Annotated in this window: 13 protein-coding genes and 2 tRNA genes; 7 read left to right on the top strand and 8 right to left on the bottom strand. The window is 61.1% G+C overall.

Annotated elements, in window-relative coordinates:
* Window position 1 precedes the first annotated feature (1 nt).
* Window positions 2-77: transfer RNA gene (locus F1002_RS17405), tRNA-Ala, on the bottom strand.
* A 64-nt stretch (window positions 78-141) separates the two neighbouring features.
* Window positions 142-1,536, bottom strand: coding sequence for a glutamate--tRNA ligase (gltX, locus tag F1002_RS17400; RefSeq protein WP_150430314.1), 1,395 nt, complete (start codon window positions 1,534-1,536; stop codon window positions 142-144).
* A 94-nt stretch (window positions 1,537-1,630) separates the two neighbouring features.
* Here gltX and F1002_RS17395 point away from each other — a divergent pair.
* Window positions 1,631-1,705: transfer RNA gene (locus tag F1002_RS17395), tRNA-Val, on the top strand.
* A 108-nt stretch (window positions 1,706-1,813) separates the two neighbouring features.
* On the opposite strand, the gene F1002_RS17390 is transcribed toward F1002_RS17395, so the two are convergent.
* The 4 genes from F1002_RS17390 to F1002_RS17375 form a co-directional block, all read right to left on the bottom strand.
* On the bottom strand, window positions 1,814-2,239 hold the full coding sequence (locus tag F1002_RS17390; protein WP_150430313.1) for a bacteriohemerythrin: 426 nt from the start codon (window positions 2,237-2,239) through the stop codon (window positions 1,814-1,816).
* 291 nt (window positions 2,240-2,530) lie between these two features.
* Window positions 2,531-3,724, bottom strand: a complete 1,194-nt coding sequence (gene dinB, locus F1002_RS17385) for a DNA polymerase IV (RefSeq protein ID WP_150430312.1) — start codon at window positions 3,722-3,724, stop codon at window positions 2,531-2,533.
* Window positions 3,725-3,815: 91 nt separating this feature from the next.
* Window positions 3,816-4,739 (bottom strand): ParB/RepB/Spo0J family partition protein, encoded by a 924-nt coding sequence (locus F1002_RS17380; protein ID WP_150430311.1) that lies wholly within the window; start codon window positions 4,737-4,739, stop codon window positions 3,816-3,818.
* A gap of 61 nt (window positions 4,740-4,800) precedes the next feature.
* A complete protein-coding gene (locus tag F1002_RS17375; protein WP_223879655.1) occupies window positions 4,801-5,673 on the bottom strand; it encodes a class I SAM-dependent methyltransferase in 873 nt (290 codons plus the stop codon).
* A 121-nt stretch (window positions 5,674-5,794) separates the two neighbouring features.
* Here F1002_RS17375 and F1002_RS17370 point away from each other — a divergent pair, with 121 nt between their 5' ends.
* Window positions 5,795-6,667 (top strand): alpha/beta fold hydrolase, encoded by an 873-nt coding sequence (locus F1002_RS17370; protein ID WP_150430310.1) that lies wholly within the window; start codon window positions 5,795-5,797, stop codon window positions 6,665-6,667.
* A 29-nt stretch (window positions 6,668-6,696) separates the two neighbouring features.
* Here the strand turns inward: F1002_RS17370 and F1002_RS17365 are convergent, their stop codons facing one another.
* Together F1002_RS17365 and F1002_RS17360 are read right to left on the bottom strand one after the other, a co-directional pair.
* The gene (locus tag F1002_RS17365) at window positions 6,697-7,941 is read right to left on the bottom strand and encodes a nucleoside recognition domain-containing protein (RefSeq protein WP_150430309.1); all 1,245 of its coding nucleotides are present in this window, start codon (window positions 7,939-7,941) and stop codon (window positions 6,697-6,699) included.
* 98 nt (window positions 7,942-8,039) lie between these two features.
* Window positions 8,040-8,735 carry a L,D-transpeptidase gene (locus F1002_RS17360; protein ID WP_150430308.1) on the bottom strand — a complete coding sequence of 232 codons (696 nt, stop codon included), beginning with the start codon at window positions 8,733-8,735 and terminating at the stop codon, window positions 8,040-8,042.
* Between the two features lie 137 nt (window positions 8,736-8,872).
* Between F1002_RS17360 and F1002_RS17355 the strand changes: the two genes are divergently transcribed.
* From F1002_RS17355 to F1002_RS17335, 5 genes are all read left to right on the top strand, one after another.
* The gene (locus tag F1002_RS17355) at window positions 8,873-11,953 is read left to right on the top strand and encodes an MHYT domain-containing protein (protein WP_150430307.1); all 3,081 of its coding nucleotides are present in this window, start codon (window positions 8,873-8,875) and stop codon (window positions 11,951-11,953) included.
* 105 nt (window positions 11,954-12,058) lie between these two features.
* Window positions 12,059-12,277 carry a hypothetical protein gene (locus F1002_RS17350; protein WP_150430306.1) on the top strand — a complete coding sequence of 73 codons (219 nt, stop codon included), beginning with the start codon at window positions 12,059-12,061 and terminating at the stop codon, window positions 12,275-12,277.
* Between the two features lie 29 nt (window positions 12,278-12,306).
* Window positions 12,307-12,705, top strand: a complete 399-nt coding sequence (locus F1002_RS17345) for a hypothetical protein (protein ID WP_150430305.1) — start codon at window positions 12,307-12,309, stop codon at window positions 12,703-12,705.
* A gap of 98 nt (window positions 12,706-12,803) precedes the next feature.
* The gene (locus F1002_RS17340) at window positions 12,804-13,187 is read left to right on the top strand and encodes a dihydroneopterin aldolase (RefSeq protein WP_191090458.1); all 384 of its coding nucleotides are present in this window, start codon (window positions 12,804-12,806) and stop codon (window positions 13,185-13,187) included.
* The gene (locus tag F1002_RS17335) at window positions 13,184-13,723 is read left to right on the top strand and encodes a dihydrofolate reductase (RefSeq protein ID WP_191090457.1); all 540 of its coding nucleotides are present in this window, start codon (window positions 13,184-13,186) and stop codon (window positions 13,721-13,723) included. The genes F1002_RS17340 and F1002_RS17335 overlap by 4 nt, the downstream gene beginning before the upstream one ends.
* The last annotated feature ends 4 nt before the right edge of the window (window positions 13,724-13,727 follow it).

Raw genomic sequence — 13,727 nt, 5'->3', positions numbered from 1 at the left:
TTGGTGGAGGTAAGCGGGATCGAACCGCTGACCTCTTGCATGCCATGCAAGCGCTCTCCCAGCTGAGCTATACCCCCGCCGCGAAAGAAGGCCGCATTATAGGGACCTCATTGGTGCTTGTAAAGGGCTTTTCGCGTTTTTTTAGAGATAAGCCGAAAGCGATGCCAAAACTTTCTCGCGGCCGATCAGGGTGATCACGGCATCGACCGAAGGTGTTTGCGCCTGGCCGGTCAGCAGTACGCGCAACGGCATGGCCAGCTTGGGTATCTTGAGGCCGTGCTTGGCGACGCATTCCTTGATCAGTCCGTTGATGGCCGGTGCCTCCCAGGCGACGCTGGCAATGCCGGCCGCGAAGTCGGCCAGTGCCGGGCGCGCCTCATCGGACAGGTGCTGGGCGAGCAGGGCAGCATCCGGCACGACATGAATGTAGAAAGCTTCGACGGCATCGGCCAGCACATTCAGCGTGTTGCAACGGTCGACGTAAAGCGCGACGGCCTGTTCCAGGCTCGGTCCGGTATCGGTGTTCACGCCGCGGGCGTCAAGGCGTGGCTTGACCTTGGCGGCCAGTTCGGCGGCCGGCAACTGCTTCATGTAATGCTGGTTCAGCCAGAGCAGCTTTTCAGTGTTGAACTGGGCAGCGGAGGCGGTGATGTGATCGAGATCGAACCATTCGACGAATTGCTGGCGCGAGAAGACCTCGTCGTCGCCGTGCGACCAGCCGAGGCGGGCCAGGTAGTTGATGACGGCCTCTTTGAGGAATCCATCTTCGTCATACTGAATGACGGATACGGCGCCGTGGCGCTTGGACAGCTTGGCGCCGTCGTCGCCGAGGATCATCGATAGGTGGGCGTAAGTCGGCACCTCGGCGCCCAGCGCCTTGAGGATGTTGATCTGGCGCGGTGTGTTGTTCACGTGGTCGTCGCCGCGGATGACGTGGGTGATGCCCATGTCCCAGTCGTCGACGCAGACGCAGAAGTTGTAGGTTGGGGTACCATCGGCGCGGGCAATGATCAGGTCGTCGAGTTCGTCGTTGCTGATCTCGATGCGGCCCTTGACTGCGTCGTCCCAGGCTACCACGCCGCCTTTCGGGTTTTTGAAGCGGACGACCGGCGGCACGTCGGCCGGCGGGGTCGGCAGGGTCTTGCCGTCTTCCGGGCGCCAGCGGCCATCGTAGCGCGGCTTGATCTTCTGGGCTTCCTGCTCGGCGCGCAGGGCATCCAGCTCTTCCTTGCTGGTGTAGCAATGGTAGGCATGGCCCTTGGCGAGCATTTCCTGGATCACGGCCTTGTAGCGGTCCATGCGCTGCATCTGGTAATAGGGGCCGTCGTCGTGGCTCAGTTCCAGCCAGGCCATGCCGTCGAGGATGGCTTGCACCGCTTCGGGCGTCGAGCGGGCGACATCGGTGTCTTCGATGCGCAGCACGAACGTGCCGCCGTGACGGCGGGCATAGGCCCAGGAGAAGAGGGCGGTGCGGGCGCCGCCAATGTGCAGGTAGCCGGTGGGGCTGGGGGCGAAACGGGTGCGAACGGGTTTCATGTAATCCGGAATGAAGTGAGGCAAAGGGCGATATTCTAGCCGACCGGCGTTTGACCCGTATGGCCGATTGTGGTTAAATGCGCGCCTCTTGTACGGGCGGTTAGCTCAGCGGTAGAGCACTGCCTTCACACGGCAGGGGTCACTGGTTCGATCCCAGTACCGCCCACCACATAAGTGGCTCGCACAGGAAAACGAAAACCCGCTCAGCGCAAGGCTTGGCGGGTTTTTTGTTTGTCGGTAGCCTGGTTGAATGAAGGCTGTGTTGGGGGTATGCCCTTTATGGGGTGGCCGCGCTCTTCAGACTGAGATCGAAGTGAATGATATGGTCGACGATGATGGCGATCAGTTCGTGGGCGATATCCGAGACGTGTTTCCATTCCGAGACCGTCGTGGAGTGGATGTTGGTCTGGATCAGCCTTTCCAGGAGAGCCGAATGTTCGCGCGTGTGTACGTCGACCTGGTCCTTGGGGAAGCCGAGTGTTCGCATGAGCTCTTCTTCCGTCTCGAAATGGTCTGCAACCAGTTGCCAGAATTCCGCAAAGTAGTCGCCGAATCGTTCGGATGTCAGAGGCAGTCCGGTTTCCTTCAGCATTTTCGCACCCAGTCTTGCGATGTCGCGATGCTGCTGATCGACGGTCGGGATGCCTGTCAATAAGGCTTCGTCCCACAATTCCAGTGTGCTGAGAGAGGTCGGCAAAGACATGGTGTTTTGCACAATGAGCAATGCATGATTGTATGCCGATACAACCGCGGCGTCATCGTCTAGGAATTACCCTAGTGGTTTGTGGTCGGCACGGTGAACAAAAAAATGCCCGCACGAGGCGGGCATTAAATCCAATCCATGGAGGAGGGTTGGAGGAGACAAGTGCTTATTATCCAGAAATTCGTTGTGCGTTGCAGCAAATTATTTGTAGCAGTTTGTAACGATGTGTTGCTGGTTGGGCAATTCGGCGGTTTGCGTACGCAGCAACTATGCGGCTGAGGTGGAGGTAATTCAGAGCGGCAGTTCGGCCTGGATGGATATTCGTTGCTCAGGCAATTCGGTCAACGGGAGCAAGGTGCTGGCCCTGACCCCCAGGAGACGTATGCGCTGGGTCAGCGGGACGCGCTTCAGGCATTCTCCGGCCGCCTTGCGGATCAGTCGGCCATCGGACGTCGGGGTGGAGAGCGTGATGTCGCGTGTCACGGATTCGAAATCGGCGTAGCGAAGCTTGATGCCGATGGTTCGCGCGACGTAGCCTTTGCGGGTGAGGTCCTCGGCGACACGCAGACAGATGCCGGTAAATATCTCGGAGAGTTCGGCCCGGTCGGCCCTGGCATGCAGGTCGCGCTGAAAGGTGCTTTCGCGGCTGATCGACTTGGGTTCACGGCTGGTCTTGATCGGACGATCGTCGATGCCGTGCGCGACCTGGTGCAGCCAGGAGCCCATGCTTTGACCGAAGTGTCGAAGCAGGTGTTGCGGGGGTGTCGCGGCCAGTTCGCCGACCGTCTTGATGCCTAGCTGGGCGAGGCGTTCATTGGCTTTGGGGCCAATGCCGTTGATTTTCCGGGCGGGCAGCGGCCAGATGCGATCCGGTATATCGGGCGTGTCGAGCAAGGTGATGCCGTTCGGCTTGTCGAGGTCGGAGCAAATCTTGGAGAGCAGTTTGTTCGGGGTGATGCCGATCGAACAGGTCAGGCCGGTAGCGTCCAGTACCGCCTGCTTGATTCGGCGTGCCAGGGGGAGGCTTTCTTCGTCGTGCTCGGTCAGGTCGATGTAAATCTCGTCGATGCCACGATCTTCTATTAGCGGTGCAACGCCCGCCACGGCTGCCTTGAAGCGTCGGGAATAGTCGCGATAGGCATCGAAATTGGCGGGCAGCAGGATCGCGTCGGGGGCCAATTGGGCTGATTTCATCAGGCCCATTCCCGAAAACACCCCCAAGGCTCTGGCTTCGTAGGTTGCGGTGGTGACGACGCCCCGCCCGACGTAGTCGCGCAAACGAGCGAAGTGCAGGCTGCCATCGGCCTGGGGTGTCGGCTGGTGCGCGCTGCGACCGCCAACGACGACCGGCTGGCCGCGCAGTTCGGGGTAATGCAAGAGTTCGACGGAGGCGAAAAAAGCATCCATATCGAGATGGGCAATGCGCCGCTTCCTTAACTGGGCGGCGTTGTCAGTCGTCGGCGCTTGCTGGGGGGTATTAGCCATGGCTGTATTTTTATACAGTCATGGCCTGGGCGCAATGGATGCGTGGGTGTGGCGAGCAGTTTCCGGTTTGGCCGACGACCGGAGAGCCCGGTCAGGCGTTGCGTAAGGCCAGGTATTCGTCGATCAGGCGGGCAAGCAGCGATTCTTCGTCTTCTTCGCTCAGGCCGAGCAGTTCAGCGACCAGTTTGACCTTGCCGGGATTGACCTTGGCGCGAACGGCGGAGGGGGCTGCGCGTGGGGGCATTTCATCGGGCTGGGCGGTTTCTTCCCAGGGCGGGCTTGGTTCCGCCGGGGACGGTGTGTCAGCAGCCGGGGAGGCAGCGTGTTGCGGCGTCGCGGGTGGTGGCGCCGACTCCTCGCTTTTGCGCGGGCGGCCGGTTGCTTCGGCGAGTACGTCGTCGACGACCTTGCGGGAGACCTTTTCGCCCTCGGGGAGCTGTTCGATCTGCTCGATCAGGGAATCTGCCTTGGCTTCATTTTTCCGGGCCAGTTTTTCGAGTTGTACGGCCGCGCTGGTGCTCGATATTTTCCCGGAGTCGAGCAGCGCCGTGACTTTCTCCGACAGATTGGCGGCTGCCGTTGCCTGAGCCAGCCAGGTGGGGGCACGGCCGAAATACTGGGCGGCCTCTTCCGGGCTGGTGAAGCGCTCGGCGATCCGCTGGACGGCGTTGGACATCTCGCGCGCTTCGAGCGCAGAGCGGACGCCCAGGCCGATATTCTCGAAAACGCGGATTTCCAGCGCCTCGTCGTCCGAGCAGTCGCGGATGATCACCGGCACCCGGGTTTCGCCGGCCAGCAGTGCCGCACGGCGCCGGCGTTCGCCGGCAATGACGATATAGCGGTCGTTGCCGGCAGGTCGGACCACGATGGGGTGAATCAGGCCGAGTTTGGCGACGGCATTGGTCAGTCCCTTCAGCGTTTCTTCGTTGATGTTCTGGCGAATGTGGTTCGGATCGGGGGCGATCAGGTTGATATCGACCAGGTCGAAACGGGGCGTGCTGTCTTTGAAGGCCATGGGGTTCGGGAGGTATTGGGTCAAACGGGGGGCGCGATGTTCGCCGCTTTCGCGCTTTTTATCAATCGGGAAGGATCACTGGTGTCTGCTCGGGCTTCGCTTTCAGCGATTTTCTGGCATAAATGTCGAAGCGGCTGGATTTTCCCTCCAGCGCATAGCTCGGTGTTGCACCGGCAATGCAGGGCGCCTTGCGCGGGCGCTTGACGACAACGCGGTGGCTGGCGAGGGCGAGCGCCGCCTGCAGCAGTTGCGGCGCATCGTCGTCGTCGCCGACCAGCGGCCGGAAGAGCCGCATTTCCTTCTTGACCAGCGAACTCTTGTCGCGATGAGGGAACATCGGGTCGAGATAGACGACCTGCGGCGTATCCAGAGACCAGGATTGCATCAGGGCAATCGCATTGCCGCATAGCAGCTGCATGCGCGCGATGATCGACGCCACCTCGCCGTCGTTCCGGCCGCGTCGCATGCCATCGTCCAGCAGCGCGGCGATGACCGGCTGGCGTTCGATCATCGTCACCACGCAACCCAGCTGGGCGAATACGAAGGCATCGCGGCCCAGCCCGGCTGTGGCATCGAGGATGAGCGGCCGGACACCGGGCTGGATGCCGACGGCCTTGGCGATCATCTGCCCGCTGCCACCGCCTTGCAGGCGCCGGTGGGCCAGGGCGCCTTCAACGAAATCGACGCGCACGGCACCGGCTGCCCCGGGGCCGAGTTCCTGGAGTTGCAGGCCCTGATCGCCGACTTGCAGGCTGAAAGCCGCGCTGCCGTCCTGCGGCAGGCCGAGTTGTGCCGCCAGGGCCTTTGCCGCCTCGGCGTGAGCGCTATCCAACGTATCGACCCGAATGACGAGCGGGGCGCATGGCTGGATATTTTCGGGCGGGATCATCGTCGGCGGAGAGGCGCGGGCCTGGGGCGGAAAGGAGGCGCGCATTGTAGCAGGCGGGTTTTTGCCGGTCCGGAGCGGCCGATGATTTCGCGTTTGCCGGTGCCGTTACTGGCAAGCCCGGGGGCGAACGGAGTTAAATTGAGCGCTTGCCCACCATCACAAGGAAATGGCGTTGCGGCCCAGTACTACCGAAACCATCACCATTCGCGGTTTGCGCTACCACATCCGGCACTGGGGGGCCGAGGATGCGCCGCCGGTATTCCTGCTTCACGGCTGGATGGATTCGTCGGCGACTTTCCAGTTCGTCGTCGATGCCCTGCGCCGGGAATGGCACCTGATCGCACCCGACTGGCGGGGTTACGGGGCCAGTCAATGGCTTGGACGCCCGTACTGGTTTCCCGATTATTACGCCGACCTCGAAGCCTTGCTGCAGCACTATTCGCCGGATGCGCCGGCGCAGATTGTCGGCCACAGCATGGGAGCCAATATCGCGGCGACGTTTGCCGCCTTGCGCCCGCAGCGGGTTGCGCGGTTGGCGATGCTCGATTTCCTGGGTCTGAAGCCCGATCCGGCCATCGACGCGCCGGCTCAACTCGGCAAATGGCTGGCCGAAATCGGTGAGGAGCCGCGCCTGAGGGCTTATCCCGACCAGGCGGCACTGGCGCGTCGCCTGCGTTTGGCCAATCCCCGCCTGTCGGTGGCGCGGGCGGATTTCCTGTCGCACGCCGTCAGTCGCCGCAATGCCGATGGCGCGGTCGAAATGGCCTGCGATCCCTGGCACAAGGTGGCCTCGCCAACGCTCTACCGGGTCGAGGATGCCATGGCGGCCTGGCGCCGGATCAAGGCGCCGGTGCTGATGTTGATCGCCGAGAAGGGATTCGTGAACATGCGCTTCGGCAAGGAACCCGAAGTCTTGCGGGAGCGTCTCGCATGCTTTGCCGACCTGCGCGTGGAAACGGTTCCCGACGCCGGGCACAACCTGCAACACGACCGGCCCGAGGTGGTCGCGGGCCTGCTGGAATCTTTCCTGCACCGCTGAACGTGCCGCGTGGCGGCGACCGGCCGGGCTCAGTGATAGAAGGCGTAGCCGATGAGGATGGCGCCGACCAGTCCCACGGCATCGGCGATCAGCCCGCAGGCGACGGCATAGCGGGTTTTCGTGATGTTCACGCTGCCGAAATAGACGGCCAGCACGTAGAAGGTTGTTTCCGTGGATCCCTGGATGATGGCGGCCAGTTTGCCCTGGAACGAATCGACGCCGTAGGTGCTCATCACATCGACCATCAGGCCGCGGGCGCCGCTGCCGCTCAGGGTTTTCATCAGGCCGACCGGCAGGGCGGGAACGAAATCGGCATTCATGCCCAAAGCAATCACCACGGCGCGGATGCCATCGATCAGATAGTCCATGCAGCCCGTGGTACGGAAGACCGAAATGGCAGCCAGCATGGCGATCAGGTAGGGGATGATCTGCACGGCCACCCCGAAGCCTTCCTTGGCCCCGTCAACGAAGGACTCATAGACATCGACGCGCCGCCAGGCGGCCACTGCCACGAAGAGGACGATCAGCGAAACGATCAGGCCGCTGCCGAGCAGGCCGATCATCTGCGCCATGCGTTCGGGCGGCATGCCGCTGAGCCATGCGTACAAGCCGCCCATCAGCGCCGTGAATACGGCAAAGAAGCCGAGCACCGGGCGACAGAACAGATTGATGCGCTGCCAGATGGCGACGGCGACGAGTCCGGCGCAGAACGAAACGAAGGTGCCGAGCAGGGTGGGCAGGAAAATGTCGGCGGCGTTGAAACCGACCAGCCCCTGTTTCAACGCAATGCTCTGGCGGATGGCGATGACCGAGGTGGGGATCAGCGTGATGCCCGCCGTGTTGAGCACCAGGAACATGATCATCGGATTGCTGGCGGTATCCTTTTGCGGATTGATCTCCTGCAATTCGCGCATGGCCTTCAGGCCGAGCGGTGTCGCCGCGTTGTCGAGGCCGAGCATGTTGGCGCTGGCGTTCATGACAATGCTGCCGCCGGCTGGGTGTCCGGGCGGAATATCGGGAAAGATGCGGCGGAAAAAAGGCGCCATGGCGCGCCCGAAGAGCTGGATCAGGCCGCCCCGTTCGCCGATTTTCATGATTCCCAGCCACAGGCTCATGACGCCGACCAAGCCAAGGGAAATATCAAAACCAGTCTTCGCCGTGTCGAACAGGCCGGTGAGTACGCGCGTGAAAATGTCGAGATCGCCTTGCAGCATCTGCGCGACGGCGGCAGCGAAACCCAGCAGGATGAAGGCGATCCAGATTCGATTGAGCACGGGTGACGGTGTGGCTCAGGGCAGTGGCGCGACGAGCCGTTTCGGGAGGGGAAAGGCGGACAGTCTAGCGATGTCCTTCGCCGCTGTCATGCCAAGGGTTAGGGCAAGTTCCAGGCATCCTTGCGGCGCCGGTATTCCGCTTCGGGCAACTGGACGATCAGGGGGTGGCCGGCCGCATCGAGCCAGGTGCAGATCTCGGTCATGTCGGCGAGCGAGGTCGCGGTGCAGCCGGCCGTCGGAATCCCGGCAGCCTGCCAGACATGCAGGAATATGCAGGAGCCTTCGCCGGGGCGGCAGGCGGCGTTGTGGGCAATGACCGCGCCGATGACATAGCGCTCGTCGTCGCGCAGCATCTCTTCATGAGAGCGCCAATCGACAGCATCGACCATGTCCTGGTCGATGATCTGGTTGTAGTAGCGGGAAGTCGGGTCATCGACGCACTTCAGGCAGGCGCTGGCGCAGCGATAGGGCAACCGGGCGGACTGTGCAAACGCGCTTGCCGGCCCCGCTTCGCCGAACAGGGCGGTAATTGCGAAAACCCCGGCGGGGGCACAGCCGTCGCCTTCCTGCTTGCGACATTCGGATGCATGGGTGGAGGGATGCAGGCCGACGCCCCAGGCCAGGCCTGATCTGCCTAGGCTGACCGGTATTGGGCCGCCGACAGCCTGCCAGGCTTGTGTGTGATGCCGGCGGACGAACCGCTGCAGCGTGGCGCTGTTGCTTGTCCATTCGGGGGCGATGACGCGAAGTATCTGGCATGAATTCGCGGCGGCAGGTGCTTGGCTATCGGGCATCGGCTTGGTTGTAGTCGGGCTGGTATGCCGGATTTTGCCCGAATACGGTATGCTTCAAGAAAATAACAACATCGCTTGCAGGGTTATTCGTGTTTCGGCACTGATCCCGGTAGCGTCACGGGAGGGTGATTTCGCCCATGTCGACCGGTTTTCTATCGCTGGTTCTGAATGCGCCGGAGAGCAACCTGCTCTACGTCGGAAATTACGACCGCCTGCTGGTCGGATTTTCCATCGGCATCGCCATTCTGTCGTCGTATGCCGCCTTGCTGATTGCCCAGATGCTCGGCCGCTCCGGGCGCATCGAGCGTCGGCGTACCTGGATCGCACTGGGTGGCCTGTGCATGGGTTCGGGGGTGTGGGCCATGCATTTCACCGGCATGCTGGCTTTCAGTCTGCCTTGTTCCACGGCCTACGATCCTCTGCTCACCGGACTTTCCATGCTTCCCGGGGTGCTGGCCAGCGCGCTGGCGGTTGAGGTATTCAGCCGTCAGCAGCGTTCGGGACGACGATTGTGGTTGGGCGGACTGTTATTCGGTAGCGGCATCGGTGCCATGCATTATGTCGGCATGGCGGCTTATCGCTTGAATGGCTTGATTGTTTACGATGCGTGGCTGTTTGTTCTTTCCATCGCAGTCGCCGTCCTGTTCGCCGTGCTGGCGCTCTGGATCACACACTTTCTCGCTGCTTGGCAGGGAAAGTGGCGGGTGGCGGCCCCTGTTGCCGGTGCCGTGGTCATGGGCGGCGCAGTCTCCGGCATGCACTATACGGCGATGGCAGCCGCCTATTTTGTACGGGGGGAGGAGATTGTCGCAGCGTCAACATTGACGCCGACTTTCCTGGCCTACGTTGTCTTGATGATCAGCGTACTGCTGGCGCTGGTCACCTTGATTGCGCCATTCGTTGTGCGCTTGTCGTTCCAGTTCAGCAAGCGGGAACTAAGGGTCGTCGCGGTTTTGCTGAGTGGATGGACGCTGGCCTGCTGGTTGGCAAGCGGTGTCTACACGGAAATGCAGCAGCATGGCGAGTACGAACGGGAAGCAGCCTTCTCGACACATCAGGCGGCGCTGGTCGCCAGTCATATCGACGAAACGCTTGGCATGTTGCGTGGGGTGCCGGCCACCCTGATCAGGAGCGACATGATTCGGCGTGCGCTCTACCGAATGAAAGGGAGCGTCGATATTCCGGGCGATGCGGCGGAACGCCGAAGAGCCTGGAGCGAAGACCCGGAGTTGTCCGCCCTGAGTCGTTATCTGGCTTTGCTGGCCGAGAACCTGAGTGCCGATAACGTGTGGCTGCTCAGGGGGAACGGAGATTGCATCGCCGCCAGCAATGGCGAAACAGCGGGGAGTTTCGTCGGGGGGAATTTTGCCGATCGCTTGTACTTCCAGGAGGCGGCAGCCGGTAGACCAGGGCATCAGTATGCCGTTGGGCGAGTCAGTCATATTCCCGGGCTCTATTTCTCCAATCCGATTTTTGATGGCGATAGGTTTTTGGGTGTCGTGGTCATCAAGCGGGATATCACGAGATTTGCCAAATGGATCGCCGATGTGAACGGATTTCTTGCCGATGACAACCGGATCATCGTGCTGGCCAGCCGTCCTGATTTTCTCTATCGCAGCCTGCCGGGCAGTACCATTGATCGGCTGCCGGTTGTCGAGCGTGAGCAGCAGTACCGGCGAAGCAACTTCGAGGCGTTGAGCTTCAACCGATGGAAAGGCGGCGAACTGCCGAATGTGGTGCGTCTCGGTGCCGAACCGGAGCCCTTCGTCATCGCCCACCAGGCACTCGCAGGGCACGGCTTGAGTGTCTACGTACCGCGTCAGGTCACGAATCTGCCGCGTCTTGAATCGGAGCGGTTCTGGCTCTTTCTTCTCGCAGCCCTTGCCGGCAACATGCTGATTCTGGCATTGCTTGCCATGGCTCTTTACCTCAGGGCCATGCGTCGCGCGGAGTCGGCGGCACAGGTGACGGCTGCCTTGCTTGAGGAGCAGGTGAGCGAACGAACGGCGGCACTGCAGAGGGCAAACCTGAGTCTGCAGGAGGCGAGAAATGCTGCCGAACAGGCAATGAATGCCAAGGGCGCATTCCTTGCCAACATGAGCCATGAAATTCGCACGCCGCTGAACGCCATCGTCGGTATGACTTACCTGATGCGTCGCGACGGCGTCGAACAGCGCCAAGCGGCGCGTCTGGAAAAAATCGACCTGGCTGGCCACCATCTTTTGGGGGTGATCAACCAGATTCTCGATCTGTCAAAGATAGAGGCCGGGAAATTCGAGTTGGATGAAGCCCCAGTTTCCGTCGGCAGCATCATGACAGGGGTGGTATCGATGCTGCATGAACGGGCTCAGTCGAAGCGCATCGAATTGCGGATGCTGCCGTTCGAGTGCGCTTCCCCCTTGCTTGGCGACCCGGCGCGACTGAGCCAGGCGCTCCTGAATCTGGCTGCCAATGCCGTGAAGTTCACCGAGGTTGGCACGGTGACTGTCAAAGCTGTGGTCGAAGATGAGCGTACCGATGAGGTGACCGTGCGGTTCGAGGTCGACGATACCGGGATCGGCATCGCTCCGGATGCCATCGAACGGCTGTTCGATGCGTTCGAACAGGCTGATAACTCGACCAGTCGGCGATTCGGCGGTACCGGTCTCGGCTTGGCGATTACCAAGAAAATCGCCCTCCTGATGGGGGGCGAGGTCGGAGCCGGCAGCATTCCGGGGCAGGGGAGCCGTTTCTGGTTCACTGCACGACTGCGGAAAGGTGGGGCTTCGGCATGGTCGCCGGAGTCTCCGGCCGACAATCCGGATCTCGGCAAGCGGTATGCCGGAAGCCGTGTATTGCTGGCCGAGGATGAGCCGATCAACCGGGAAATTACGCTCGAGTTGCTTGCCGATTCGGGCTTGGAGATCGATGTTGCCGAAGACGGGGTGCAGGCGGTCGAACTGGCTAGCATGAATCACTATGCGCTGATCCTGATGGACATGCAGATGCCGAAGCTGGATGGCATTCAGGCAACGCAGCGGATTCGTGCGCTGCCGGGCTGCGGCGGCGTACCGATTCTGGCCATGACGGCCAATGCTTTTATTGAGGACAGGCTACGTTGCGAAGAGGCCGGGATGAATGATTTCGTCGCCAAACCAGTCGATCCGGCGCATTTGTTCGCCACGATGCGCAAGTGGTTGCAGGCTAGGGACAGTCAAGGGGATAAATCACTGAATTGATGATTTTGTCGATATTGAAGATTGGTTGGGTGGTAGATATTTATGGAATATTTGCCGAAATGGTATAGAGTGAACAGTGTAGTAGTGTCTTATTGAGGTGAATCCATGGCCATCGAATCCGTGACTTCGACAATCAGTGCCTACGTCAGTGGTGGGGCGCAAGCCGGCCAGTCGCAGCAGGCGCAACAAGTCCAGCAGGCGCAGCAGCCTGAAACGCGTGAGCCGCGCCCGGAAGAACGCGTGGAGCGCAAGGAAGAACCGCCGCGTCCGGTCGTCAATGCGCAGGGGCAGCAGACGGGTACGCTGATCAACGTGATCGCTTGATCGCAGCAAACTTGAGTTGATACTGCGACATGCCGGTAGCTTCTTTTTCCGGCACGCAAGCGGCCGGTAGCGCGCTATGGGCCCAGATTCAGCAACAACAGGCCCAGCGTACTGCGGATCAGGCCGAGCAGCGTGCCAGAGCTTTGCAGAGCCAGGCCCAGGCGGCACAGAGCGAGGCAGTGCGCGCACAGGAAACGGCCCGAGCCCTGCAGTCTGAGTCCACGGCGGCTCAGAACGACGCGGGCGAGGCCCGGCGGAGCGTGATTGCCTTGCGCTCGCAGAGCGCCTTGCAGGAGCGGTTCAGTAATGTGCAGGGCCAGATTGCTCGGGTGCTCGACACTACCTTGTCGGCAACGCCGAACGCTTCGGCGGGTGTCGTCAATACATCCGGTCAGCAGACGGGAACCGTGATTGATGTGACTGCCTGAAACGTATTTTTGTCACTTGCGGGCGCATTGGGCGCCTTTTTTTTCGGGCTTTGATATTGTCTCGGCTTGATGGAATAGGCTGTGAAAGGAATCGGATTTTGCTAGAGAACCATTGGTGCGCCTCGGTCGACGCCACCATTCAATTGCGAACCGGCTGCAACCCGCTGGAAAAGCACGGGCCGCAGGCCGTCCTGGTACACGCCGACGCTTGGGCACCGATGGATGCAGTGGCCGATCCGCACGATATTCGGCAAGTCGTCGACTACGAGGTGATATTCCTTGCCATCCGCAAGCTGGAAGAAAACGCGCACTGCGAATGCCTGGAGTCCAGCATCCTGGAAGTGATGGCGGCCATCTTCGGAATGAGCATCGTGTCCTCGGCATTCGTTTCCATGCATAAGCCCCATGTCTACAACGGGCAGGGCGTGCCGGCCATCTCGCTTTCGATGACCCGCGAGCAATGGGAAAGGACGCGCTGTTGATTTCAGCTATCGGCGCGGTGTCGGCCAATGGCATGATCGGCCTTGACGGCTGGCTGCCTTGGGATATTCCGGAGGAACTGGCGTATTTCGAAAAAACGGTGGCCGGTGCCGCTTTGCTGATCGGGCGCCTGACCTACGAATCGATGGATGTCGTTCCGGAGGATTCCTTCATTGTTTCCCGTCAGTCGGACATGGTCGTCCGGGAAGGCTGTACGCGGGTTGCCTCGGTCGAGGAAGGATTGCGCCGCGCGCAGGCGACAGGAAAGCCGGTATTTGTCATTGGCGGCGCCTCGATTTATGCGGCTGCCTGGAAATACTGCCATCGTTTCTGGCTGACGCGGATCGAACAGGCGTTTCACGGCGACTCGTCTTTTCCCGAAACGGTGGATCTGAGCGGTTGGGTGGTCGAGCGTGAGCACTGTCGATACTTGCGCGAACGCAAAACCGATACCGACGTGATGTGTCGTTTTTTTGTCTATCGACAAAATAACCCGCTTTCGCTTCCGGTTCCGGATTGCAATTCATTCGGGGCCTGATCAG

It is taken from the genome of Dechloromonas sp. CZR5, from assembly GCF_008711155.1.
Lineage (GTDB): Bacteria > Pseudomonadota > Gammaproteobacteria > Burkholderiales > Rhodocyclaceae > Azonexus.
The sequence above is the reverse complement of the archived record's forward strand: the minus strand, read 5'-3'. Positions and strand labels throughout refer to the sequence as shown.

Excerpts from the sequence above, each read along its gene's own strand:
- gltX (WP_150430314.1), bottom strand. The coding sequence starts at position 1,536 with ATGAAACCCGTTCGCACCCGTTTCGCCCCCAGCCCCACCGGCTACCTG.
- F1002_RS17380 (WP_150430311.1), bottom strand. The coding sequence starts at position 4,739 with ATGGCCTTCAAAGACAGCACGCCCCGTTTCGACCTGGTCGATATCAAC.
- F1002_RS17345 (WP_150430305.1), top strand. The coding sequence starts at position 12,307 with ATGCCGGTAGCTTCTTTTTCCGGCACGCAAGCGGCCGGTAGCGCGCTA.
- dinB (WP_150430312.1), bottom strand. The coding sequence starts at position 3,724 with ATGGCTAATACCCCCCAGCAAGCGCCGACGACTGACAACGCCGCCCAG.
- F1002_RS17355 (WP_150430307.1), top strand. The coding sequence starts at position 8,873 with ATGTCGACCGGTTTTCTATCGCTGGTTCTGAATGCGCCGGAGAGCAAC.
- F1002_RS17370 (WP_150430310.1), top strand. The coding sequence starts at position 5,795 with ATGGCGTTGCGGCCCAGTACTACCGAAACCATCACCATTCGCGGTTTG.
- F1002_RS17390 (WP_150430313.1), bottom strand. The coding sequence starts at position 2,239 with ATGTCTTTGCCGACCTCTCTCAGCACACTGGAATTGTGGGACGAAGCC.
- F1002_RS17360 (WP_150430308.1), bottom strand. The coding sequence starts at position 8,735 with ATGCCCGATAGCCAAGCACCTGCCGCCGCGAATTCATGCCAGATACTT.
- F1002_RS17375 (WP_223879655.1), bottom strand. The coding sequence starts at position 5,673 with ATGCGCGCCTCCTTTCCGCCCCAGGCCCGCGCCTCTCCGCCGACGATG.
- F1002_RS17350 (WP_150430306.1), top strand. The coding sequence starts at position 12,059 with ATGGCCATCGAATCCGTGACTTCGACAATCAGTGCCTACGTCAGTGGT.